The sequence below is a fragment of the Pradoshia sp. Z6_59 genome (genome assembly GCF_058267515.1).
The window spans coordinates 41,765-65,749 of the sequence record NZ_JBZCPP010000002.1 but is presented as its reverse complement, the minus strand read 5'-3'; the positions used below and the strand labels follow the sequence as shown (position 1 = coordinate 65,749).

Below are 23,985 nucleotides of genomic sequence, written 5' to 3'. Positions count from 1 at the left end.
ATAACCCTCGGGTTGGTTTAATACATTTATATAAACCGACAGGGGGTTTTTATATGCCTGAACACATTGTTCTGTCTCCGTATTCCTTTGTTGGATTTGAGATATGCAATAAGTTAATGGAAGATGGAATGGAAGTTATTGGGGTGGATTTACCCGTTTTGGCAGATCAAATGGAAAAGGAAGAAAAAGAATTATTTTTAGGCAGAAATTCAAATTTCACAGTAAAGAAATATGATCAGATTATTAAAGAAATAAAGGATGGCTATTTTTTCTATATTACTGATATGGATAACGAGTGTGAAAAATGGCTCAAATATGTAGAAAACATCCCCAAAAAAATGGAAGATACGTTTATTTATGTGGTTATGGATCAAGAGGGATTGGTCAAAGGTGACATTCCCAATCGAGTGGATACCACTATCATATTGCCAACCGTATACGGCCCTTGGCAGCCGGAAAATACCTTATTTTACAATTGTCTTAGTCAGTCTCAATTTCCCTTTGAGCAATATGATTTCGAAGACAAAAGAGATGCTATCTATATAAGCGATGCAGTTACGGCTATTATAGAATTATCAAGACTTGAGCATGGAATCTACCAGGTTCAATCAGATATAAAAGAGCACTGGCACCTTTTATTAAAAGAGCTTGGTTATCGGATTATCGCAGACAGTGGTGAAAAGCGGAATCCTGACCTTCAAAAGCTGAACATTAAGGAATATGTAGCGGTAACAAAAACATCCCCACATGTGGGGATCAATTTAGTTAAGCAGCATATAAGGGTTAGGAAACTCATGGGTTATTAGAATACTTTTTGTATAATCGCCCCTTTCTAGCACGGTTAAGGGGTTTTTACAATTATTTAGAAGGGCAGTGATTACATGAAGAGGAAGCTCGAATATATGGCAATGGGCATGAAACACTATTCAGAAATCAAAAAGAAATTAAGTGAAGCGGGCTTAGAAATAGATCGCCAACAATTACAGCCGTTTATGGACATTTTTTTTACGGTTATGGATGAAGCTTATGAAAAAGGATATAAAGATGGTCGTTTAAAAAAAGGTGAGTGACAGTCCCTCATTTGATTAAATTTGTAAATTTACTTAAAAGGGATGGAATCTTTTTGAAATAAGGACTCAACTCGCTGATAGTGGACATTAGAACATCAGATTGTTCCATCAGTTTAGTGAAATCAATATTAGACGCTTGCTGTTCTTCAGGGGGAGGATCTTCTTTCGCCTGATTTTTCGTATGGCGGTCACCGAACATGAATCGATTAAAAGCCTCCTGATTGTCTGACCTGTTTCTATGCTCATTGTTCAAGACATTCACCTCGTTTTTCACATATTCTTACTAATTAATGTATGTTGCTATTGCTGACTTGTATGGACATTCATTATCTTTTTCGGAAAATTTGTTGCAATAAGGATAGATTTCTTTTAGAATTAGTACCAAGTCATAATATCAAATAATATAATCAGATGAATATAGCAAGAGGGGTGTAAGGATGAATGCTGGCATAATCGGAATTGGCAAATATCTTCCTGAAAACGTGGTAACAAACTTTGATTTGGAAAAAAAGATTGATACGTCAGATGAATGGATCCGAACACGCACTGGAATAGAAGAAAGAAGAATTGCCGATGATAACGTTGATTCTTCGCATATGGCCTACGAGGCAGCGGTCAGGGCTATTGAAAATGCTGGAGTAACTGCTGAGGAAATTGAATTAATTTTAGTGGCGACTGTCACACCGGACCAATCCTTTCCTACTGTTTCCTGTATGATTCAAGAAAGATTGGGCGCAGTGAATGCAGCAGCTATGGATATTAGTGCAGCCTGTGCTGGTTTTACCTATGGAATCGTAACTGCAAGTCAATTTATTAAGACAGGCAGCTATCGCACAATCCTGGTAGTCGGTGTGGAAAAGCTTTCTAAAATTACGGATTGGAATGACCGTAATACTGCTGTATTATTCGGAGACGGAGCAGGAGCAGCAATTGTGGGTCCTGTCAGTGATGGAAAGGGCATTCTATCTTTCGAGCTTGGAGCGGATGGTTCTGGTGGCATTCATTTAGAGAAAAAGCAAGATTATCTCACGATGAATGGCCGGGAAGTGTATAAGTTTGCAGTTAGACAAATGGGTGAATCATCCATCAATGTTTTAAATAAAGCAGGATTGACAAAAGAGGATGTAGACTTTTTAATTCCTCATCAAGCAAATATACGAATTATGGAAGCTGCAAGACAAAGATTGGAGCTTCCGATTGAAAAGATGTCCAAAACGATTCATAAATATGGCAACACATCGTCATCTACTATTCCGATTGCGCTTGCTGAAGAAGTGGAAGCAGGAAAAATAAAAGACGGTGATTTGCTCGTATTAGTTGGTTTTGGAGCCGGTTTAACATGGGGAGCAGTTGCGATGCGTTGGGGCAAATAAGAAAAGCCGAGATTAACTCAAGGAGAGATTGTAATGGAGAGTAAACGTGTAGTTGTGACAGGTATGGGGACCATATCACCTTTAGGCAATACTATCCAGGAGAACTGGGAAAACTTAGTGGCCGGAGTTTCAGGAATCGGGCCACTAACCAGAGTTAATGCGGATGAGTACCCTGCTAAGACAGCGGGAGAAGTCAAAAACTTTGAGATAACAGATATTATTGATCGGAAAGAAGCTAGAAAAATGGACCGGTTCACTCATTATGCGATTGCAGCTTCAAAAATGGCAGTTGAGGATGCAAAATTGGAGATTACTCCAGAGAACGCAAATCGAGTTGGTGTATGGATTGGTTCCGGAATTGGCGGCATGGAGACATTTGAACAGCAATATGAAACATTTCAAAAAAGAGGCTATCGTAGAGTCAGTCCATTTTTTGTTCCGATGCTTATTCCGGACATGGCTGCTGGGCAAGTATCCATACTTCTCGGTGCAAAGGGGGTAAATTCCTGTACGGTGACAGCATGTGCCACAGGGACGAATTCAATCGGTGATGCGTTTAAAGTTATCCAGCGCGGTGATGCAGATGTGATGATTACAGGTGGTGCGGAAGCCCCTATCACGAAAATGTCTGTAGCCGGTTTCTGTGCAAATACTGCATTATCATCTAATCCAGATCCTAAAACGTCAAGCCGTCCATTTGATAAAAATCGAGATGGATTTGTTATTGGAGAAGGTTCAGGCATTCTTGTACTAGAGGAATTATCACATGCACTTGCGAGGAATGCGCCGATATATGCTGAAATTGTCGGATATGGATCAACAGGAGATGCCCATCATATAACCGCTCCAGCCCCTGAAGGAGAGGGTGGCGCAAGAGCAATGAAAATGGCTATTGATGATGCAGGTCTTGATCCGGAACAGATTGATTATATAAATGCTCATGGAACGAGCACAGAATACAATGATGCCTATGAAACGATGGCCATTAAAACAGTTTTTGGTGATCACGCTTATAAATTGGCAGTAAGTTCAACAAAATCGATGACTGGTCATTTATTGGGAGCAGCAGGTGGAGTTGAGGCAGTCTATACGGTTTTGGCAATCAAGAATGGTATCATTCCACCGACTATTAATCTTGAAACACCAGATCCAGTATGTGATCTTGATTATGTCCCGGGTGAAGCAAGAAAACGGCAGGTTGACTGTGCGATGAGTAATTCACTTGGATTTGGCGGCCACAATGCCACAATCGTTTTTAAAAAATATAACGGATAGGAAACTTCAAACGGCCTCTCTTTTTGGTTCATCTACCAAAAAGAGAGGCTATTTTGATTCCCATAAAATATTTCCTTTCATATAATGCTCTATTCAAATATAAACAGGATAGGTGAATGGGATGGGAGTTATCAGAACGGATAAATGGTTGGAGGAGTCCTTTGGTGATCGGTTAAAAATAGAAGAGAATATTTTAGACACAGTGAATATGCGAGAACACGTTCTAATTGAAGTTTTAAATAGAATTGGCCTATACCAGCCCAACCTAAAAACAAAGAAGACTTTTCAGAATATGCAGGAACGTAAGGCATGGCATAGAATCGCACATTATTATAAAAAATATAAGAAAGCATGGGATGGGCCGGATATTCCTATTTTTCTATTTCCAATGGCAAGTGAAGTGTTCAGCTTATTTCGCTCTCCCAATAAACATAAATCAGGGATTGCTTTCATTGATAAATTGTTTTTATTTATAACGGAGAAGGTGAAGGATAAAGAGCTGGAAGCTCTATTTGTCCATGAATATCATCATACAACGAGATTGGAATCCTTAGGGGGTGAGGTTAAATATAGATTGGCAGACTCTATTATTATGGAAGGTCTTGCAGAATTCGCGGTATCAGAATATTGCGGTGGAGCGTATTTGGCGCCTTGGATAACCAATTATCAAACGAAGGAAATCGAAGAATTGATTACAGAAAAATTCAAACCGAACTTTGATTTGAAGCGGTCTGATCCCCTTCATGATAAGTTGTTATTTGGTCATAGTACAATGCCTAAAATGGCCGGATATGCAGCAGGTTACAAGCTTGTAAAGGATTATGCAGATCTTCATTCCATGAAGACAAGGGATCTGATTGGTCTTTCTACTGATAAAATGATTAATGGATAATGCCCTATGCAAAGAAAATCAATTTGCCACTCATACAAGGAATATTTTACAGGAAACTTGCCTATAATGATTGACAAATAGGATAGAAGTGAGGGATATTCGGGAATGTTGTATCTCCATGATGTTTGGGTAAATTGGTTTGAAGGTGAAGAAAACAGTTATAACATTTGCAGCTTTCACGAGTGGAGGAAAGAGGATACGGTTGAGTTACTTGACCAGGTTCCGCTTTTGAAGTTGGAGCCGGTTCTTTTTCATTACATTGAAAATGATTTATTGGAATTGCCTTCAAGTCTTCTACAGGATGTTTATAAGAAGGCGTATATTCGGAAGAATCATGAAAGACTTCCGATGGATTATTGTTTTGTTGCTACAGATGGGACAGGCATCATTGCTATTGATACGATAGGATACACCATACCTATCCGAAAAAGTAGATTAATTCCAAGGCAGGAGCAATTGGCCTATGACATGGTACGTAATGTGGATGCGCATCCGTATGACTATCAGTCAATGATTACAGATTATAAGAAAAAAGAGTATCATATCCTTTCCCCATCTCCTGATTTTATGCTTGGGTTAACACGCAAGGAACGTCAATTAAAGCAATTATTGTTCATGGTGCTTGATCAATTAAAAAGTTCAAGCAATACAGCTGAAATCCGTTATTGGTATACGGAATGGGCCCCCGAACAATATTCGACCGTTTTAAAAATGGATTTTGATGAAATTTGGCACAAGCTCTACTCGGAAATGAAGATAGGCTGGTCAGAAAAACACGCCATGCTATGTGAACGCTTAATAAAAGGCCAACCATTCTTCGAAAAGCTCTGGGAAATAGAAGTAGGAGATCGACCATCCATGCTGTAATGGATGGTTTTTTGTATAAAAAGCTGAAGGGACTGCCCAGGAGCGAAGAGCATAAGACGAATACTCGGAGGGAGGTGCTTTTCCCTCCCGCAGAGTATTTGCTTATGACTCAAGCTCCTAGGAGCCGAAGCTAGATTAAGTAAAAAGCTGAGGCGACTGCCCAGCTCCGACAAGCATAAGAGGAGGCACTTAGGGAGGCACTCTTTCCTCCCGTAGTGGCTACACTTATGACCTCGAGGAGCTAGGAGCCGAAGCTGGATTGAATAAAAGCTGAAACTAAACTTAAGGAACGAAGACTAAAAGCGCCACGTCGTGTGGCAACGTCTTCATGACCTACATCGTGTTGGCCCGCGACAAGCATAAGAGGAGGTGCGGAGGGAGAGCGTTTTCTCTCTCCCGCAGCAGCTACACTTATGACTCGAGCGGCTAGGCCCTGAAGCTAGATTGAGTATAAAGCTGAGGCGACTGCCCAGCTCCGACAAGCATAAGAGGAGGCACGTAGGGAGGCACTCTTTCCTCCCGTAGTGGCTACACTTATGACCTCGAGGAGCTAGGAGCCGAAGCTAGATTGAATAAAAGCTGAAACTAAACTTAAGGAACAAAGACTAAAACCGCCACGTCGTGTGGCAACGTCTTTGTGACCAACATCCTGTTGGCCTAAAAAAGTGCTGAAGCTAGATTCAATTCAATCTAGCTTCAGCACTTTAATTTATAACTATCTTTATCTTCTTTTGCGTCCTAAACCAATCGCGTTTTTCATTTTTCGTAATGTTTTATTAGCAGCTTTATTTGCTTCTAGAGCACCTTTGTCGAGGATTTCATCCAATTCAGGTGAATTCAGTAATTCCTGATGACGTTCCTGAATAGGTCGTAGTGTTTCAACCACTACATTGGCAACCTCTGCTTTAAAATCTCCATATCCTTTACCCACGAAGCGTTTTTCAATGGATTCTATGCTTTCACCGCTCAGTGCAGAGTGTATGGATAAAAGGTTTGAAATGCCTGGTTTATTTTCCTTGTCGAATTTCACGATTCCTTCTGAATCCGTAACCGCACTCTTGATTTTCTTCTCAACCTGCTTTAGATCATCTAATAAAGAAATAGTTGATTTTTTATTTGGATCGGATTTGCTCATTTTTTTTGTTGGCTCCTGTAAAGCCATGATTCTTGCTCCTGAAACAGGTAGTTGGATATCAGGAATTGTAAAGACATCTCCATATTTTTTATTGAAGCGTTCAGCAATATCACGAGTCAATTCAACATGCTGTTTTTGATCATCGCCTACTGGAACAATATTGGTTTGATATAAAAGGATATCAGCAGCCATCAATGGAGGATAAGTCAGGAGACCGGCTGAAACAGATACCTGTGATTTAGATTTATCTTTATATTGAGTCATTCGCTCAAGTTCACCAATGGAAGTATTACATTGCATAATCCATCCGGCTTCTGTATGAGCCGGAACCTCAGATTGGATAAAAATTGTCGCTTTCTCAGGATCAATCCCAACAGCCAGATAAAGAGCTGCCAGATTTCTAATGTTCTTTCTTAGTTCGAGGCGATCCTGCGGAACCGTAATCGCATGGTGATCAACTATGCAAAAGTAACAATGGGAGTCATTTTGCAACTCTACGAATTGTCTTAATGCTCCAATATAATTACCTAGGGTCACGAGACCGGTTGGCTGAATGCCAGAAAAAATAATACTCATTTTCATTCTCCCTTCAATATAAAAAATCCCATTCGTCTCCACTATTAAAAGGGACGAATGGGATTCGCGGTACCACCCTAATTGTTTACGTTCTATACATAAACCACTCAGGAATATCCATTAAGATATTCATGCCCAGTAACGCGGGCAAACGTCCTGTCATACTGTCATTTTTCCTACAGGAGGCTTAAAAGTCCATTCAGGTATACGGGCTGTTTGTTCGCAGCAACCACAAACTCTCTGAAAACCTTGTACTACCTTACTACTCTTTGTCATAGCCTATAATAAATATTAAGTAATGATATTCTACTTAAACCTGATTAGAAATGCAACTATCCAAAGAAAATAATTGAACAAATAAAAGTAATGACACATGAAAAGATACCGGAATAAAGTAAAGGACTAGTCCAGGAGAAGGTAAGCACCTCCATATTCGGGCCTTTATGTAGGGATTCTTCTTCATGCTCTGATACATATTCCTCTTTCTTAGAATTGACTTTCCAGAACTTTTTAAATGAATAGGAAAAGACAGAGAAGAAACCTCCTCCTATTACATATAGGATAGCGCCGGCACAAACATAAAAGAGGCCTATCATAAAATAGCTATCAATCAATGAAAGCAGAAAGTGATTTTTTATAATAATTGAATAGATAATTGAAATCAGAAGGCTGATACCGTTTAATAAAAGAAATTTTTTTTGTGAAGACTTCATTGGTTTCCTCCGATATAAGTTGTTTTATAAAATGTATTTAAATTTTATATCAATAATTTAAAAATTAAAAGTTGCAAGTTTATTTATAAAATTTTATTATATTCATAACGTTTCATTTTTAATTAAATACGCTCTTCTGGTTTAAATTATCTGAAAAATATAATTTTTTTATTTTTATAGGATATTTTACCCAGGCATTGGTACATCAAGGTTTGTTGTTAATACTTGTATTCGAAATGACATATGTTCGTAAACAAAATGTAAAAAAATGATTGCAAAAAATTCTGAAACGTTTTATGATTGGTTACGAAATCTTCTGAAAATTAGAAGAGTAAAAAATAGGGAGGTCATTTACTAGTATGAAAGCAAAAAAAATCTCATTATTTCTTGTAATGATTCTTGCTTTGAGCACTTTCCTTGCAGCTTGTTCCGGCGGAGACGAAGAGACAGGCGGCAATGATAAAGGTGAAGGCAAAGGCAAGAAAGACGTTGAACAAGTACTTAACTTAGTAGAAACATCTGAAATTCCTTCTATGGACACTGTAATGGCTACTGATTCTGTTTCTTTCAACGTTATGAACAATACGATGGAAGGTCTTTACCGTTTAGGAGAGGGAGATAAAGTTGTTCCAGGTGTTGCTGAGGGCGATCCAACAGTAAGTGAAGATGGAAAAACTTTCACTATCAAACTGCGCCAAGATGCTAAATGGTCAAATGGTGATCCTGTAACAGCTCACGATTTCATTTTTGCTTGGCAAAAAGCTGTAAATCCTGATACTGCTGCTGAATATGCATACATGATGTATGTAATTGAAAATGCTGAAGAAATCAACACTGGTAAAAAGAAAGTGGAAGAGTTAGGTGCTAAAGCGCTTGATGATTACACTCTTGAAATTAAACTAACAAATGCTATCCCTTATTTCCAATCTCTACTTTCTTTCGGAACATTCATGCCACAAAATCAAAAGTTTGTTGAAGCACAAGGTGAAAAATTTGGTCTTGAAGCAGATACAACACTTTATAATGGACCATTCACGATGTCTGAGTGGAAACATGAAGAAAGCTTCACACTTACTAAAAATGATCAATACTGGGATAAAGATACTGTAAAGCTTGAAACAATCAATTTTAAAATCGTAAAAGATACTAATACGGCAGTAAACTTATATGAAACAGGTAAAATTGATCGTGTAGGATTGACTGCTGAAAACGTTGATAACTACAAAGATAGCGAAGAATTCGGTACGGAAAAAGATACTGCTGTATACTTCCTTCGTTATAACCAAAAGAACAAAGCATTAGCAAATGTTAATATCCGTAAAGCAATTGATATGGCTTATGACAAAGATGCTTTTGTAAAAACAATCTTAAATAATGGATCTGTACCTGCATACTACTTGGTACCAAGTGATTTTGTTAAAGGTCCGGACGGAAAAGATTTCCGTGACACTAACGGAGATATGAACGTTACAAATAAAGATGAAGCTTCAAAGCTTTGGGAACAAGGTTTGAAAGAAATCGGCGAATCCAAAGTTGAACTTGAATTGCTAAATTATGATGGTGACTCTGCTAAGAAAACTGGTGAGTATATCAAAGAACAGCTTGAAACTACTCTTCCAGGACTTACAGTTAGCCTTAAGCAACAACCATTCAAGCAAAAACTTGAATTAGAATCTAAAGGTGATTATGACTTCTCTTATGCTGGTTGGGGTCCAGATTACCAAGATCCTATGACTTTCATCGATATGTTCGTAACTGATGGAGCTCATAACCAAATGGGATACTCAAATCCTGAGTATGACAAATTGGTTAAAGAAGCTGGATCTACATTATTAAGTGATCTGCCAGCACGTTGGGAAGCTCTTCAAAAAGCAGAAAAAATCCTAATTGAAGAAGATGCGGCCATCAGCCCACTTTATCAACGCGGACTTTCATTCCTAACGAAGGATAAAGTTAAAAATCTATACAATCACGCCTTTGGTGGAGATTACAGCTACAAGTGGGTATCAATCGAGGAATAATAGCTCGTGTGCCTGAATGGGAGAGTGCATGCCTGAAATGGCATGTGCTCTCCTTTTCCCTAGTTATGGGAGAAAATTCAGAATAGAAAAATAATTGCGATAAACTGAAAAAGGGGGGCTAATAATGCTGCGATATACATTACAACGGATATTCTATATGATTATTACTTTATTTGTTATTACAACTGCTACCTTTTTCTTGATGAAAATGCTGCCGGGATCTCCGCTGAAAAATCAGGAAAAGCTTACTGCTGAACAAAAAGAGATTATTTATGAAAAATATGGACTGAATGACCCAGTGCCGAAGCAGTATGTCACTTATATGACAAACTTAGTTAAAGGGGACTTAGGTACTTCTTTCCAATATGACAACAGACCGGTTACAGAATTAATTGCTACACGTATTCCAAATTCAGCCCATTTGGGTTTTCAAGCTTTGCTGTTTGGAACGATTGTTGGCCTAATGTTAGGAATAGCTGCTGCACTGCGTCATAATACATGGATAGATTATGGTGCCACTGTTATTGCTGTCCTGGGTGTTTCGATCCCATCCTTCGTTTTTGCAGGATTTTTACAGTATTTCTTAGCCGTTGAAAATCAAATCTTCCCGGTTGCTTTCTGGGATGGATTCGAATATACGATCTTGCCAACACTAGCGCTTTCCGCTGGGGTTATAGCAAGCATCGCTCGTTTTATGAGGTCTGAAATGCTAGAAGTTATGGGATCGGATTATATTACTCTTGCAAAAGCAAAAGGTTTATCCGGTGTAGCTGTAGTATTTAAACATGGTATAAGAAATGCATTGATTCCAATTATTACGATTCTTGGACCAATGGCCGTCAATATTATGACTGGAACACTAATAATTGAACGAATCTTTGCTATTCCTGGATTAGGGGAACAATTTGTTAACTCTATTAATATGAATGATTATCCAACCATTATGGGTACTACGATCTTTTATAGTGCACTATTTATTCTTGTAATCTTCTTGGTGGACATCATGTATGGAATTGTTGATCCTCGTATCCGCCTTGCTGGGGGGAAAAAATGATGGAAAATAATCTAAAGACAGAAAACCTTTCTCCAGAATTATTTAAGGTTGTAGGGCAAGAATCTCATGAAGCAGAGAAAATCGTTCGCCCCAGCCTAACATTTTGGCAGGATGCATGGAGACATTTGCTTAAAAATAAAGGTGCAATTTTTGGACTTGTCATGGTTGTGATCTTTGTTCTTTTAGCGATCTTTGCACCAATGACGTCTGGTTACACATATAAGCAACAGGACATAGCGAATTCTAAATTGCCGCCTCGTGTTCAGGGGTTGGAAAATATCAGCTGGCTTCCATTTGATGGTACAGATAAAAATGGTGTGAATGTCTATGAAAAAAATGGAATTGAAGACAGATATCACTGGTTTGGTACAGATGATTTAGGGCGTGACCAATGGACAAGGGTTTGGTACGGCGCAAGGATTTCCTTGTACATCGCTGTATTGGCAGCCGTAATTGAGTTTTTCATTGGTGTAACCTATGGAGGGATATCTGGTTTCTTTGGAGGCAGAATTGACGCTGTCATGCAGCGTATTATTGAAGTGCTCGTCGGTATTCCATATCTAATTGTTGTTATTTTAATGATCCTAATTTTCGAAAAGCCTGGGGTAATTTCGATTACACTCGCCATGGTTATAACCGGTTGGATAGGAATGGCTCGGATGGTTAGGGGGCAATTCCTGAAATTAAGAGATCAGGAGTATGTTTTGGCTTCGAAAACGCTAGGTGCTTCAAATAGAAGCTTAATATTCAAGCATCTACTACCAAATGTATTAGGACCCATTATTGTTACATCGATGTTTACAATTCCGGGAGCCATATTCACCGAGGCATTCCTAAGCTTTATTGGTCTGGGAATTGCTGCACCTGAAGCTTCTTTAGGTTCTTTAGTAAATGACGGTTTTAGATATATAAAATCATATCCGTATTTATTGATCATTCCATCCTTAGCTATCAGTATACTAATCTTAAGCTTTAACTTATTGGCTGATGGTCTTCGTGATGCGCTTGATCCAAAAATGCGAAAATAATAGGGAAGGAGAATTATAATGGAGAAATTACTTGAAGTAAAAAATTTGCATGTCTCCTTCGATACCTATGGTGGTGAGGTTAAAGCTGTACGTGGAGTTAGTTTTGACTTGTTCAAAGGAGAAACATTAGCAATTGTTGGAGAATCCGGTTCCGGAAAATCCGTAACAACAAAGGCATTAATGAGATTAATTCCGAATCCTCCAGGACGTATAAAAGAGGGGCAAATACTTTTTGGGGAAAATCGTGACCTTGTTAAAATGACTGAAAGAGAAATGCAACGAATTCGTGGGAAAGAAATGTCAATGATATTCCAGGATCCGATGACTTCTTTAAACCCAACCATGAAAGTCGGTAAGCAAATTATGGAAGGGTTAATCAAGCATCAAAATTTAAGCACAGCAGCTGCCCGTGAGCGAGCAATTGAGCTTTTAAGATTAGTAGGGATTGCCCAGCCTGAAATTCGAATGAATCAATATCCTCACCAATTCTCAGGCGGAATGAGACAACGTGTAGTTGTAGCGATTGCTCTTTCGTGCAATCCAAAGGTGCTGATTGCAGACGAACCTACAACAGCCTTGGATGTTACCATTCAGGCGCAAATACTTGAATTAATGAAGGATTTACAAAATAAGATTGATACATCCATTATCTTTATTACACATGATTTAGGAGTCGTTGCGAACGTAGCTGATCGTGTAGCGGTTATGTACGGAGGACAAATTGTTGAGACTGGAACGGTAGATGAAATTTTCTATGATCCGCGCCATCCATATACATGGGGGCTGTTATCCTCAATGCCTAGCCTAGATAATAGTGGGGATGTTGAGCTTACAGCGATTCCTGGTACTCCTCCGGATTTGATTCATCCACCGAAGGGGTGTGCATTTGCACCAAGGAATCCATATGCTTTAGCAATTGATTATGAAAAGGAACCACCTATGTTCCAGATTTCAGATACTCATTTTGCAAAAACTTGGCTCCTACATCCGGATGCACCAAAAGTAAATCCACCGGAGCTAGTCCAACAGCGTATTCGCCATATGGCCTCCAATTTTGAAAAACCTGTACAAGTAGGAGGGGTTAACTAATATGGCTACAAAAGAAAAAATTATCGAAGTCAAAGGACTTAAACAATATTTTAATGTTGGTAAACCGAATATGGTTAAAGCGGTGGACGATATATCTTTTGAAATCTATAAAGGTGAAACATTTGGTCTGGTGGGGGAATCTGGATGTGGTAAATCTACAACAGGGCGATCCATTATCCGTTTATATGATTTGAGTGGCGGAGAAGTCATTTTTAAAGGGAAAGAAGTCCATGGCAGAAAATCAGGTAAGGATCTAAAGCAATTTAACCGAGGCATGCAAATGATCTTTCAAGATCCTTATGCTTCATTAAATCCTCGTATGACTGTAGCTGATATTATTGCAGAAGGAATTGATATACACGGATTAGCAAAAAGTAAGGAAGAGCGTATGAAACGTGTATATGATCTTCTTGAAACAGTTGGACTTAATCGTGAGCATGCGAGTCGTTATCCGCATGAATTCTCTGGTGGTCAGCGTCAAAGGATTGGGATTGCTCGTGCACTCGCAGTGGATCCTGAATTTATTATTGCCGATGAGCCAATCTCAGCGCTTGATGTTTCGATTCAGGCACAGGTTGTTAACCTTCTGAAAAAGCTTCAAAAAGAAAAAGGGTTAACATATCTGTTCATCGCGCATGACTTGTCAATGGTCAAATACATCAGTGACCGTATAGGTGTTATGTATTATGGTAAATTGGTTGAAGTTGCAGACAGTGAAGATTTATATAAAAACCCAATGCATCCATATACTCAATCTCTTCTTTCTGCGATTCCACTGCCGGATCCGGAAAGTGAACGTACGCGCAGAAGAAAACCGTATAATCCGGAAGTTCATAATTATGAAGAAAATGAACAATTAGAGATGCGTGAGATTGCACCAGGACATCATGTATTGTGTTCATTAAAGGAATTTGAGCAATATAAAAAAGCATATATCTAAAAAGATTAGCATGAACCGGATGTGGTTCAAATGTCATATTGGAATATGTATCAAAAAGGTTATCCTTCTGTGGATAGCCTTTTTGATGTATTTTTGGAAAAAGAGGGAAGTGAGAGGTTTTTTCATATATATAGGAGGTATAATAATAGTGACATGAAGGAGTGATGTGGGGGATGAAATCGGTTAAAAAAATGGCAGTGGTATTATCAATCCTAATTATAGGGACACTGTTTACAGAAGTAGCTTATGCTGCTACAGAGGCTGAAAAAGAGTTTTTATTACATAGTGGACAGAGTATTCTTCTAAAAAACAAGGAACTTCCTGACGGGATGCAACGATTTATAAAAGAATCGAAATATTCATTTACATATCCTGATGCAGTAAGAGGCATCTATGTGACAGGAAATTCTGCAGGGGGCAGTAAATATAACGAACTGGCAAAATTAGTAGATACAACAGATTTGAATGCGATGGTTATTGATATAAAAGATGACTTCGGTAAATTAACCTATAAACCAGATCCATCTAAGTCATATGCTAAAGCTGGAACAAATCTAATTAAAGATCCAGATAAATTATTAAAGGATATGGAAAAAAGGGAAATCTATCCGATTGCCAGAGTAACGGTTTTTAAGGATAGTTATTTGGCAAATAAAAAACCTGAATGGTCATTTTTAGATGGAAAAGAAGTATGGAAAAATGGCAGAGGAGAATCATTTGTTAACCCATTTGTAAAAGATGTGTGGGAGTATAATGTAGAGATTGCAAAAGAAGCAGCTGAAATGGGTTTTCAGGAAATTCAATTTGATTATGTTCGCTTTCCCGAAGGATTTGAGAATCGCGATAAAGAACTGAAATACTCAGTGGGTAATTACGGGGATAAGGCTGTTGATAATGTTCAGCATCGAGTAAATGCTGTTACGGACTTTGTAGAGTATGCTAAGAGTGAATTGGAGCCATATGGGGTAAAGGTATCAGTTGATATTTTCGGCTACTCTGCAACTCTTCCAGAAGCGCCTGGAATAGGACAAAACTTCTCTAAGATATCTGAGCATGTTGATGTCATTTCTTCTATGATCTATCCGAGCCATTGGACATCGTATTTTGGAATTGCCAAGCCTGATTTAGAACCATATAAACTTGTAAAAGAATATGCAAAACTAGAGAATAAAAAATTGAGCAGTTTAGAGAGTCCGCCAATCTCCAGACCTTGGATTCAGGATTTTACGGCACCATGGCTAGGTAAAGGGAATTATAAGCAATATGGAAAAAAAGAAGTAGAAGATCAAATTAGAGCGTTAAAAGAAGAAGGAATCAATGAATATTTGTTATGGAACTCAGGAAACCGTTATACCTCCGGAGTTGACTATAAACAATAATAAAATCATATTAGATGAAACAAAGAGGCTGGGACATAAGTATTTCAGTCAATGATAAATCGGAACTATTAGGTGATATTTTATAAATACTGCGCCAATAGTTCCGATTTTTATTTGTTTTAGTAGATTGGTTACTTATTTATACAATTATTAAACTTAGTGGAATGGAGCGGAAGCCACCGACTCCTGCGGGAAGTAGAGGAAAGGCTGAGACCCCGCAGGCGCAGCCGAGGAGGCTCAGCTTCCTCCCCGCGGAAAGCGAGTGGCTGCAGCGTAATGGAACGAACTTTTCTTCCAACTTAACTCTTTAATAAGTGAAAAAGGAAGATTACATTATTTTTATAAGAATTTAATTTGTAATGTATCAAAAGGGGATATTCTTTCAATAGGTTCTTAAGAAGTAGAATACTGGATGAGGCCGCTATTTGTAAGAATTTTTAAAGCCATTGGTGATTATGAAGATTATTTCGCTACTCGTATACAATTGCATTAGGAAGATATAGAAAATCGAAATGGTTATTTGTTTTTCTTGCCGCCAACCTTATTAAATCCGCTTGTTGATCTGTTCGTTTGTATCACAAACTCAGAACGCTTACGCCTGCCGAAGATAAGATTTCCAATACCATTTGTTAAAGGACCCATAAAAGCAGTTAGACCGATGATTAAACAAGATACCAATATAAAATCAAGGATATATTCGCTCATTCGTTCCTCCTTTTATATTTCGACTGTGTAAATTTCTTTACATTTACATTGTAATAGATTAAGAAGTGGGAGAAAAGGGAAAAGGTAACTTGGTTGCTAAATTTTATACATTTAATAAAATATATCACCTTAGAAGATAGAAAAAAATCATGCGAATAGGCAGGATGCTTATTCTAAACTATTAAGCCATGGGATAGGTAGCACCTATCATTTAACAACCTATAAGAATTGTATGTATTTAAAATCAAAATTATTAGGATACGAACTAGATAAACAAAGGAGCAGGTGCATCAGATGAGTTGGTATAAAAGATTGCGTGAATATTTTCCGGAAGAAGAAATGAAATCAGAAGAACATATAAACATGCTGTTAAATCACGGTCAGAAAGATTACTTCCTTGATAATGGGAAAAATCATATTTTATTATATGCAGAGAAAGAGAACTTTATTTTTGTTGATTACTTATATGTGATGGGTAGTGCAAGAGGAAATGGTACAGGAAAAAAGGTTTTGGACAAGTTGAAATTAAAGGGAAAACCAATCTTTTTAGAAGTAGAACCGATAAACGAGACGGAAGAGGATTCGGAGAAAAGATTACGATTTTATAAACGAGAAGGATTTAAGCATGCGAATACCGTCTCCTATGTTAAAAATTCACTCGCTACAAATAAAGATGTAGAATTGGAGATTCTTTATTGGAGTCCTGAACCAGATAAGCATATGGATCATGAGGTATTAGACGGAATGAAAGAAATCTACCGTGAATTGCATACTTATAAGGATGAAGAATTATATGGTGGAAAATATCGGCCAACTGAGAAAGCACTGAAAATAAAAGAAAATAAATCTGATATTTTAGATGAAATAACAAGCTGAAGATTTAACTTCAGCTTGTTTTCTTTTTACCTCAAATGTTTAACGGCTTCGCTCTAGGGTATATAAATAATAGAAATTATTTAAAAAAAGAGACACAGGCCAAATGAAATAGGGCAAAGGAATGGAGTAATATAACAATTATTTCAATAATATGATAGTAAGGTTAATGTTTAGTAAACCCGGAAACATTTTCTAAAAAATCTCTACACATTCCATTATTAATCATGTATAATAATTTTATATGTTCCTTAATTATAATTATTTTAATTTAGATAGTATCATAAGCATTGTGAAATGTTAAATATATAGCTCTAACGGGATAAGGGAACTTAAAGAATAGGGAGAGTGACAGGGAATGGTTACACTTTACACATCACCTAGCTGTACGTCATGTAGAAAAGCAAAAGCTTGGTTAGAAGAACATGATATTCCATATAAAGAACGTAATATTTTTTCTGAATCATTAAGTCTTGATGAAATAAAAGAGATTTTACGTATGACTGAAGATGGTACCGATGAAATCATTTCAACACGCTCGAAAACTTTTCAAAAGTTAAATGTAAATCTTGATAATTTACCTTTACAGGAATTGTTTAATATCATCCAACAGAATCCCGGATTATTAAGAAGACCAATTATCATTGATGAAAAACGTCTGCAAGTTGGTTACAACGAAGATGAAATCAGACGATTTTTACCTCGTAAAGTAAGAACATTTCAACTTCGAGAAGCACAGCGCTTAGTTAATTAATTTTTATATTGTTCATAAACCCCCTTCCTGGACAGCGAAGGGGGTTTTGGTGTATCTTAAATTATTAGACATAATTATTTTATGAAATATAGGCTTTTTGTTTCCCACTATTTACTATTTATCATAAAATATAACTACCACCTGCTTTATAAAAAGAACATCCATGATTAACATTTTTAAAAACAGGGAAAAGATATAACAACCTAGTTTGGGGGTATATCCCTTCAATTACCTCAAACCAGAAGGGAGAGAGTGAATCATGGAAATCGAACGTATTAATGAGAATACTGTAAAATTCTACATTTCATATGGGGATATTGAAAAGCGAGGCTTCGATCGAGAAGAGATCTGGTATAATCGTGATCGAAGTGAGGAACTTTTCTGGGAAATGATGGATGAAGTGCATGAAGAAGAGGATTTTACTGTTGAAGGCCCACTTTGGATTCAAATCCAAGCACTTGAAAAAGGGTTGGAGATTTTAGTTACTCGAGCGCATCTATCCAAGGATGGCCATAAATTCGATTTGCCAATTGATGATCCCGCCAATTCCGTTGATGTGAAGATAGAGTCTATGCTTGAAGAGCATTTTCAAACTAACCAAGCAATAGATGAGCAAATAACAGAGGATGATACATTGGAATTTGTCCTTTCATTTAAAGACTTTGAAGATGTCATTGCATTAAGTAAAACGAACGGAATTCAAGGAGTTGTGACCAAGTTATACTCCTTTGAAAATATATATTATTTGTATGTAGAATTTCCAGATGGAGAGTTTGTGGAAGAAGAGATTGATAATAAGCTATCAATTATACTTGAATATGCTGATGAATCTCCTGTTACAATCCATCGTCTTGAAGAATATGGAAAAGTCATTATACCTAAAGATGTATTCTCGACTGTAAGCCAATACTTTTCTTAATACTCATTAATTGAAAGCTGATTTCCACTTGGAAGTCGGCTTTTTAGTTCTTAAATTGGTCTGGAATCACCACATTGAGGACCCCCTATTTAGAAAGTGTGATTGAAAAACTAATCGAGGGTTTGCGTCATTCAGACCATATTGGGGTATAGATAATGAAAGTTTTCAATGAAAAATGGATAAGGTGAGGATTATGAAGAATTTTATTAATGTTCTTTTATTTATCGCAATTTTAGGGATTGTGGGATTTATATATCAGAAAAATTTCGATGGGGATTATATTCAATATGGAAGTATATTATTTACAATAACTGTTGTTTTTATTGGATTTATTATATTCCTGGAAAATCGTCATCCTGCACAGACACTAGCATGGTTAATCGTTTTGGGTGCTTTTCCGGTAGTTGGATTCTTGTTTTATTTGTTATTTGGAAGGAATTTTAGAAAAGAAAAGATATTTAAGAAAAAATATTTTTTAGATAAGCAAAAGTATATGGATATTACAGGTGAAAATGAGAAAAAATTATTAAGATTAGATGATGAGAATCATGATTACAGCCAATTGTTTAATCTAGCTGATCAGATTGCCAACACCCCTATCTCTTTATCCACGGAGACGAAAGTTCTTACAAATGGAAAAGAGACATTTAATGCTATTAAAGAAGCTTTATTGCAAGCAAAACATCATATACATATGGAATATTATATTGTTCGCCATGATACCTTGGGGAATGAAATTAAAGACATACTTATTAATAAAGCGAAAAATGGTGTGAAAGTAAGATTTCTTTATGATGCAGTCGGTTCATGGACTCTTTCAGGGGAATATATCAAGGAAATGAGAAAATGGGGGATTGAGGTAGTGGCGTTTGGCCCTGTGAGGCTCCCCTTTTTAAATAATAAATTCAATTTTAGAAACCATCGAAAAATTGTTGTAGTGGACGGAGATATTGGGTTTGTTGGTGGTTTAAATATCGGTAATGAGTATTTGGGTAAAGATGAGAACTTTGGATTTTGGCGTGATACCCATTTGAGATTAAATGGAGAAGGAGTCCGCAGTTTACAATTAATCTTTATGCAGGATTGGTATTACATGACCAACCACAGTTTTTTAACAGATGAGTATCTTGCTCCTGTAGCAACAGAACATGAAAAAAAGCATGGCGGAGTACATATAATTGCAGGTGGGCCTGATAATGAATACAGTACGATTAAAAATATATTCTTTTCTATGATTGTTTCAGCAAAAAAATCGGTATGGATTGCCTCTCCTTATTTTATCCCGGATGAAGATATATTTTCTGCCTTGAAAATTGCTGCTCTAAGTGGCATTGATGTTCGTTTATTAGTACCTAGTAATCCGGATAAGAGAATTGTCTTCCATGCTTCGAGATCCTATTATCCTGATTTATTGGAGGCAGGAGTTAAAGTCTATGAATACCGTGAGGGTTTCATGCATTCAAAAATCATCATTGTAGATGGTGAACTTGCATCTATAGGTACATCAAATATGGATATGAGAAGCTTTCATTTGAACTTTGAAGTCAATGCGTTCCTCTATAAGACCGAAAGTGTACAAACATTAGTAAATGATTATCTACATGATTTATTAGTTTCGAATGAGCTGCATGTTGAGGTATTTAAAGATAGACATTTCGGTATGAGAATGCTGGAATCACTATTTAGACTATTATCACCGATGCTATGATGAAAAAAGCTCAATCGAGTAGAAATGTTCAACAGATATACATATAGAGTTCATTTAGAATGAAGGTTTATTAATAGATAACGAGAATTTGATAGGTAAACCATAGGAAAAGGAGCCTGTACATGCTGGTTGCTATTAATAAAGAAGATAAGCAAATTCATGCCAATCATATTATAAAGAGACACGAGGAAGAGTATCGCTGTCCTGCTTGCCGGAAACGTGTGATATACCGTTCCGGCCCACGGACGATTCCACATTTTGCCCATCAAACAAAGGGGAACTGCCAGGCAGCAACTGAATCTGAAACAGCAGATCATCTATCAGGGAAAAATAATTTATACCATTGGTTAAGAAGGTGTCAACTGGATGTTGAACTGGAGAAATATTTAGCTATCATAAAGCAAAGGCCAGACATTTATGTAAGGAAGCAAAATCAATATTATGCAATAGAATATCAGTGTTCACTTATTCATGAAGAGTTATTTTTGAAAAGAACAAAAGGGTACTTGGATGCCGATATTGTTCCTATCTGGATTTTTCACAGCCATTTCATTAAAAGAAACGGAGTTTATCTGTGGAGGCTAAATTCACTCCTTAAATCTGCTCTTAGAAAATCTTCATCACCTTTTCTCCTCTTTCATAACCCCAAGCAAGCAAATTCCATACTGGCACTTGTGAATATCATACCAGTCTCAATAGAACAATGTTTTGGTCAGATGGTAGTGTTATCCAATGGGATGGACCTGAAAAGTATCTTATCTCCACCCAGACAAGAAATCGCTTATTTAAACGATTGGTTTAAAAAACGTACTCTGCAACTTATGAATGAAATCCGATTTAAGGGCTTACAAAGTAAGTTGATTAAAGAATTATATCAGGCTGGGATATCTCCATATAAAGTACCTGAATTTGTAGGAGTTCCATTGTTGAGTGGCTGTATGTATGGAATGCCGGCTACTGTCTGGCAAGGATTAATCTATATCAATTTAATGAAGTGCTTTAAGATGCATGGAAGAATCAGTGAAACATGGATTCGGTCAAGTTTTTTGGAAAGAATAAAGAAGAAGGATATAATTTTAAATCAATGCCCTTTAATGAGCCAGGATATTTTTAGCGCATTGAAAGAATATCTGAGATTCCTTGAAAAAATTGATTATTTGGAAAAAATAGATGTAAATCATTATATAATAAGAGAGGACTTCATTTTAGACGATCATTTTGAAGAGAAAATCAAATTGAGGTTATTCGATTTTTTTGAAGGGAATTAAAGGTATTATGAAGAACTTTTATGAAAGAAGTAAATGATTGGAGGGAACTGCATGGCTGCAGATATTAAACAATTACCTGAAAGAAAAGATATACCTGTAGAAGATACTTGGAGACTGGAGGATATCTTCCCAAGCGATGAAGCATGGGAAAAGGAATTCAAGGACATTTTGGCTGAATTGCCAAAAGGAGATCAATATAGAGGGAAATTGGAAGAAAGTGCTGATACCTTATGGCAGGCTTTGCAATTTCAGGACATGATTACTGAGAGACTTGGACGATTATATACATATTCTCACATGAGATACGACCAGGATACCGGTAATACATTTTATCAGGGAATGGACGACCGCGCCCGGAATTTATATTCTCAGGCTGCCAGTGCTTTTTCGTATATTTTACCTGAAATCCTTGCAATTAAAGAAGAAACAATTAATCAGTTCATGCAAGAAAAAAAGGAGCTTTCCTTATATGAACAATCTTTAAAAGAGATTAATTTACAAAGACCTCATGTTCTATCTGCAGAGGCTGAGGCTTTATTGGCTCAGGCATCAGAGGTGATGGGGACTGCATCCAATACATTTGGTATGTTAAATAATGCCGATCTTCGTTTTCCTACAATTAAAGATGAAAACGGAGAAAAGGTTGAACTAACTCACGGGCGGTACAGCAGGTTTTTGGAGAGCAGTGACCGTAGAGTTCGTGAAGAAGCCTTTAAAGCGATGTATAAGACATATGGACAGTACCGAAACACATTCGCAAGTACTTTATCCGGCACGGTGAAGAAAGATAATTTTTATGCAAAGGTACGTCATTATGATTCTGCAAGACATGCAGCTTTAAGCAATAATAATATTCCGGAAACAGTATACGAAAATCTAATCAATTCCATTCACAACAATCTGCATTTATTGCACCGTTATGTGAAGCTTCGTAAGAAACTTTTAGGTGTGGATGAATTGCATATGTATGACTTATATACACCTTTAGTGAAAGATGTGAAGATGGATGTTTCCTATGACGAGGCTAAGGAATTTATCCTAAAAGGGCTTGAGCCTTTAGGCGAGGAATACATCAATGTATTAAAAGAAGGATTTGAAAACCGTTGGGTAGATGTTCACGAAAACCGCGGTAAACGAAGCGGCGCATACTCCTCAGGTTCATATGGAACTAATCCATATATATTAATGAACTGGCAGGATAATGTGAATAATCTTTTCACATTGGCTCATGAATTCGGCCATTCTGTACACAGTTATTACACACGTAAAAATCAGCCATATCCATATGGTAATTATTCGATTTTCGTAGCTGAAGTAGCATCTACCACAAACGAAGCCCTGCTGAATGATTATTTGCTTAAAACAATTGATGATGAGAGCAAGAAAATTTATTTATTAAATCATTATCTTGAAGGTTTTAGAGGAACAGTATTCCGTCAAACGATGTTTGCGGAGTATGAGCACATTATTCATAAGATGGCACAGGACGGAGAAGCTCTGACTGCAGAAAGCCTAACACAAAAATATTATGAGCTTAATAAAAAATACTTTGGTGATGATATTGTTATTGATGAGGAGATTGGTTTGGAATGGTCAAGAATCCCTCATTTCTACTACAATTATTATGTATACCAATATGCAACTGGATTCAGTGCAGCAGCAGCGTTAAGTAAACAGATCTTAGAGGAAGGTCAGCCGGCTGTTACGCGCTATATTGAATTCTTAAAAGCAGGCTCAAGTGATTTCCCGATTGAGGTTCTTAAAAAAGCAGGTGTAGACATGACTTCGCCGAATCCGGTTGAAGAAGCTTGTAAAGTTTTTGAGGAAAAATTGAATGAGCTGGAAGCTCTTTTAGATAAATAAGAAAAAGTTGATGATTTTTTGAAATGCCCCTTAGAAGTTAGACTCCAAACTTTTAAGGGGCTATTTTTTTGATGGTATTAAATGCTGAAATTAAACTTAAAGTTCCAGTAATAAAAAAAATAGAGGGGGTAAATAACCCTTGGAGGAAAAAGTATTACAAAGCCCAATAATTGAGGATCTTAGTGAAATTAAATTAGTAGGTTTTCGAGTTGTGTGCGAAGGTGAACAATATCTAAAATGAAATTCCAAAAGCAGCGAAACTTCTTAATGAACGTATGGATGAAATCCAACAGGTTACCAATTCATCTGTACAATATGGAGCATTTGTAGTTGATAACTATTCAGAAGATGAAGATGGTTATTGGATCTGTGTTCAAGTTAACGAGTATGAAAATATCCCGGATAATATGGTTTTCTTAACAATTCCACCTTAAAGATATGCTGTAAGTAAACATAATGGCTAATTATAGTATTAGAGATACA

General features: G+C 37.0%; 23 protein-coding genes and 1 other annotated feature. Of the genes, 19 read left to right on the top strand and 4 right to left on the bottom strand.

The genetic code is table 11. The features are described from left to right. Positions 1-53 precede the first annotated feature (53 nt). Together AC4D4B_RS02375 and AC4D4B_RS02370 are read left to right on the top strand one after the other, a co-directional pair. The gene (locus tag AC4D4B_RS02375; protein WP_490995446.1) at positions 54-806 is read left to right on the top strand and encodes a Rossmann-fold NAD(P)-binding domain-containing protein; all 753 of its coding nucleotides are present in this window, start codon (positions 54-56) and stop codon (positions 804-806) included. A 75-nt stretch (positions 807-881) separates the two neighbouring features. Continuing rightward, on the top strand, positions 882-1,070 hold the full coding sequence (locus AC4D4B_RS02370; protein ID WP_490995445.1) for a ComZ family protein: 189 nt from the start codon (positions 882-884) through the stop codon (positions 1,068-1,070). A gap of 7 nt (positions 1,071-1,077) precedes the next feature. Here the strand turns inward: AC4D4B_RS02370 and AC4D4B_RS02365 are convergent, their stop codons facing one another. Next, on the bottom strand, positions 1,078-1,344 hold the full coding sequence (locus tag AC4D4B_RS02365) for a hypothetical protein (RefSeq protein WP_490999081.1): 267 nt from the start codon (positions 1,342-1,344) through the stop codon (positions 1,078-1,080). Between the two features lie 163 nt (positions 1,345-1,507). On the opposite strand from AC4D4B_RS02365, the gene AC4D4B_RS02360 reads away from it, so the two are divergent. The 4 genes from AC4D4B_RS02360 (at position 1,508) to AC4D4B_RS02345 (ending at position 5,477) form a co-directional block, all read left to right on the top strand. Continuing rightward, positions 1,508-2,443 carry a beta-ketoacyl-ACP synthase III gene (locus tag AC4D4B_RS02360; protein ID WP_490995443.1) on the top strand — a complete coding sequence of 312 codons (936 nt, stop codon included), beginning with the start codon at positions 1,508-1,510 and terminating at the stop codon, positions 2,441-2,443. A gap of 33 nt (positions 2,444-2,476) precedes the next feature. Continuing rightward, a complete protein-coding gene (gene fabF, locus AC4D4B_RS02355; RefSeq protein ID WP_490995442.1) occupies positions 2,477-3,718 on the top strand; it encodes a beta-ketoacyl-ACP synthase II in 1,242 nt (413 codons plus the stop codon). Positions 3,719-3,839: 121 nt separating this feature from the next. Further along, positions 3,840-4,610 (top strand): DUF2268 domain-containing putative Zn-dependent protease, encoded by a 771-nt coding sequence (locus AC4D4B_RS02350; RefSeq protein WP_490999080.1) that lies wholly within the window; start codon positions 3,840-3,842, stop codon positions 4,608-4,610. Positions 4,611-4,715: 105 nt separating this feature from the next. Then, complete coding sequence (locus tag AC4D4B_RS02345; RefSeq protein WP_490995440.1) at positions 4,716-5,477, top strand: YjbA family protein; 762 nt, start codon at positions 4,716-4,718, stop codon at positions 5,475-5,477. A gap of 721 nt (positions 5,478-6,198) precedes the next feature. On the opposite strand, the gene trpS is transcribed toward AC4D4B_RS02345, so the two are convergent. Both trpS and AC4D4B_RS02335 read right to left on the bottom strand, forming a co-directional pair. Next, entirely contained in the window at positions 6,199-7,188 is a 990-nt protein-coding gene (trpS, locus tag AC4D4B_RS02340) for a tryptophan--tRNA ligase (protein WP_490995439.1), read from the bottom strand. A 46-nt stretch (positions 7,189-7,234) separates the two neighbouring features. Next, positions 7,235-7,473, bottom strand: a binding site (T-box leader). A gap of 47 nt (positions 7,474-7,520) precedes the next feature. Next, complete coding sequence (locus AC4D4B_RS02335; protein ID WP_490995438.1) at positions 7,521-7,901, bottom strand: DUF3899 domain-containing protein; 381 nt, start codon at positions 7,899-7,901, stop codon at positions 7,521-7,523. A gap of 359 nt (positions 7,902-8,260) precedes the next feature. Here AC4D4B_RS02335 and AC4D4B_RS02330 point away from each other — a divergent pair, with 359 nt between their 5' ends. The 6 genes from AC4D4B_RS02330 (at position 8,261) to AC4D4B_RS02305 (ending at position 15,412) form a co-directional block, all read left to right on the top strand. Next, positions 8,261-9,922, top strand: a complete 1,662-nt coding sequence (locus AC4D4B_RS02330) for a peptide ABC transporter substrate-binding protein (RefSeq protein ID WP_490995437.1) — start codon at positions 8,261-8,263, stop codon at positions 9,920-9,922. Between the two features lie 124 nt (positions 9,923-10,046). Next, positions 10,047-10,976, top strand: a complete 930-nt coding sequence (gene opp3b / locus AC4D4B_RS02325; protein WP_066101463.1) for an oligopeptide ABC transporter permease — start codon at positions 10,047-10,049, stop codon at positions 10,974-10,976. After that, complete coding sequence (gene opp3C / locus AC4D4B_RS02320; protein ID WP_490995436.1) at positions 10,976-12,004, top strand: oligopeptide ABC transporter permease; 1,029 nt, start codon at positions 10,976-10,978, stop codon at positions 12,002-12,004. Before opp3b ends, opp3C begins: the two co-directional genes overlap by 1 nt. 18 nt (positions 12,005-12,022) lie before the next feature. Next, positions 12,023-13,093, top strand: a complete 1,071-nt coding sequence (locus AC4D4B_RS02315) for an ABC transporter ATP-binding protein (protein ID WP_490995435.1) — start codon at positions 12,023-12,025, stop codon at positions 13,091-13,093. Between the two features lies 1 nt (position 13,094). Next, on the top strand, positions 13,095-14,033 hold the full coding sequence (locus tag AC4D4B_RS02310; protein ID WP_490995434.1) for an ABC transporter ATP-binding protein: 939 nt from the start codon (positions 13,095-13,097) through the stop codon (positions 14,031-14,033). Between the two features lie 191 nt (positions 14,034-14,224). Continuing rightward, positions 14,225-15,412, top strand: a complete 1,188-nt coding sequence (locus AC4D4B_RS02305) for a putative glycoside hydrolase (RefSeq protein ID WP_490995680.1) — start codon at positions 14,225-14,227, stop codon at positions 15,410-15,412. A 516-nt stretch (positions 15,413-15,928) separates the two neighbouring features. Here the strand turns inward: AC4D4B_RS02305 and AC4D4B_RS02300 are convergent. Further along, positions 15,929-16,117, bottom strand: coding sequence for a hypothetical protein (locus tag AC4D4B_RS02300; protein WP_490995433.1), 189 nt, complete (start codon positions 16,115-16,117; stop codon positions 15,929-15,931). A gap of 294 nt (positions 16,118-16,411) precedes the next feature. On the opposite strand from AC4D4B_RS02300, the gene AC4D4B_RS02295 reads away from it, so the two are divergent. From AC4D4B_RS02295 to AC4D4B_RS02265, 7 genes are all read left to right on the top strand, one after another. Continuing rightward, positions 16,412-16,993 (top strand): GNAT family N-acetyltransferase, encoded by a 582-nt coding sequence (locus AC4D4B_RS02295; RefSeq protein WP_490995432.1) that lies wholly within the window; start codon positions 16,412-16,414, stop codon positions 16,991-16,993. A gap of 355 nt (positions 16,994-17,348) precedes the next feature. Continuing rightward, the gene (gene spxA, locus AC4D4B_RS02290; protein ID WP_066101447.1) at positions 17,349-17,744 is read left to right on the top strand and encodes a transcriptional regulator SpxA; all 396 of its coding nucleotides are present in this window, start codon (positions 17,349-17,351) and stop codon (positions 17,742-17,744) included. 259 nt (positions 17,745-18,003) lie between these two features. Continuing rightward, positions 18,004-18,663, top strand: coding sequence for an adaptor protein MecA (gene mecA, locus AC4D4B_RS02285; RefSeq protein WP_066101444.1), 660 nt, complete (start codon positions 18,004-18,006; stop codon positions 18,661-18,663). 193 nt (positions 18,664-18,856) lie between these two features. Further along, the gene (gene cls, locus AC4D4B_RS02280; RefSeq protein WP_490995431.1) at positions 18,857-20,371 is read left to right on the top strand and encodes a cardiolipin synthase; all 1,515 of its coding nucleotides are present in this window, start codon (positions 18,857-18,859) and stop codon (positions 20,369-20,371) included. A 122-nt stretch (positions 20,372-20,493) separates the two neighbouring features. Continuing rightward, the gene (locus tag AC4D4B_RS02275; protein ID WP_490999079.1) at positions 20,494-21,639 is read left to right on the top strand and encodes a competence protein CoiA; all 1,146 of its coding nucleotides are present in this window, start codon (positions 20,494-20,496) and stop codon (positions 21,637-21,639) included. Positions 21,640-21,690: 51 nt separating this feature from the next. Next, positions 21,691-23,502, top strand: a complete 1,812-nt coding sequence (gene pepF / locus AC4D4B_RS02270; RefSeq protein WP_490999078.1) for an oligoendopeptidase F — start codon at positions 21,691-21,693, stop codon at positions 23,500-23,502. A 275-nt stretch (positions 23,503-23,777) separates the two neighbouring features. Further along, the gene (locus AC4D4B_RS02265) at positions 23,778-23,936 is read left to right on the top strand and encodes a hypothetical protein (RefSeq protein ID WP_490999077.1); all 159 of its coding nucleotides are present in this window, start codon (positions 23,778-23,780) and stop codon (positions 23,934-23,936) included. Positions 23,937-23,985 lie beyond the last annotated feature (49 nt).